Annotated in this window: 1 protein-coding gene; it reads left to right on the top strand. The window is 39.5% G+C overall.

Annotation, left to right across the window (positions count from 1 at the left end):
• The first annotated feature begins 17 nt into the window (after window positions 1–17).
• A complete protein-coding gene (locus F960_RS01720; protein ID WP_020846578.1) occupies window positions 18–473 on the top strand; it encodes a conjugal transfer protein TraD in 456 nt (151 codons plus the stop codon).
• Window positions 474–1,007: the final 534 nt, after the last annotated feature.

Genomic DNA, 1,007 nt, shown 5'->3' with positions numbered 1-1,007 from the left:
CTTTTAGCGGTATTTGTATGACAGCCACAATTGATTTACCTAACGGACATTTGGATTTTCTCAAGGCTCTATCTCGCCCAACTGACTACCAAAAATTGTTGATTGAACTCTATGAAAAAACAGATCGGACAGCCATAGAAGATAAAAAATTATCCGCTTTAATCCGAACTGAAAAAGCCACTATTCGAGCCAACAAAGCAAAACAAGATATGCAGAATCTTCTCAATGCAGAACGGACAAAAGAAAAGGCTCTAGAACGAAAGGCTAGAACCAAGCGACTGATTGAATTAGGCGCATTGTTCGATATAGCCAATTTGGGGCATCACGATCCTGCAACATTGGTCGGCATGTTAAGTAACATCAAAATCGCACCAAATGACCCTAAATGGGAGAATTGGCACAAACAAGGGGTTTCCATACTCCAAGAGCGAAAACAGCCTAAAAACGCAAATCAGAGCGATTTAAATACTTAGTCACGAACTATTAGAGATTGACTACCAATCCAATTCAGCAAAAAGCGGTAATCAGAGGGGGAAGTGAACGATTTATCGTTATGTCGCTCACACTCCGTTCGCTTTGTGCTTTTCTTTTTGACTCAAACAGGTTTAAACAGAACGAGTGTCTACGAGTGAACAGACGCTATTAAAATTTTTGCAATGCCTTTTCCCTGATTACAAGCTCCCTTTCGATTTTAAACGGTAAGTACAGAGCATCCCGAATGGGTGCGAACTTTGAAGCTTTTGCTTTTCAAAAAGTATGAGCGCAGCGAATACATTATTCATGCTTTTGCCTTTGCTTTTGCTCTTGAAACGACACGAGCGAAGCGAGTGCCATAGCTTTTTTCTTTTGCTTTTGCCTTTGATTTTTTATGTTTTCCCTTTTTTAAATATTTTTAATATTTTTAAAGCTTTTTAGACACCCCTCAAAGCTATGCTAGGCAAGGCTTTGCGAGAACTAACTATGACGGATTGACGCATAACTATGACGGATTGACGCATAACTATGAC

This window comes from Acinetobacter gerneri DSM 14967 = CIP 107464 = MTCC 9824, assembly GCF_000368565.1.
GTDB lineage: Bacteria > Pseudomonadota > Gammaproteobacteria > Pseudomonadales > Moraxellaceae > Acinetobacter > Acinetobacter gerneri.
This window is presented reverse-complemented; position numbering and strand designations above follow the sequence as displayed.

Excerpts from the sequence above, each read along its gene's own strand:
- F960_RS01720 (WP_020846578.1), top strand. The coding sequence starts at position 18 with ATGACAGCCACAATTGATTTACCTAACGGACATTTGGATTTTCTCAAG.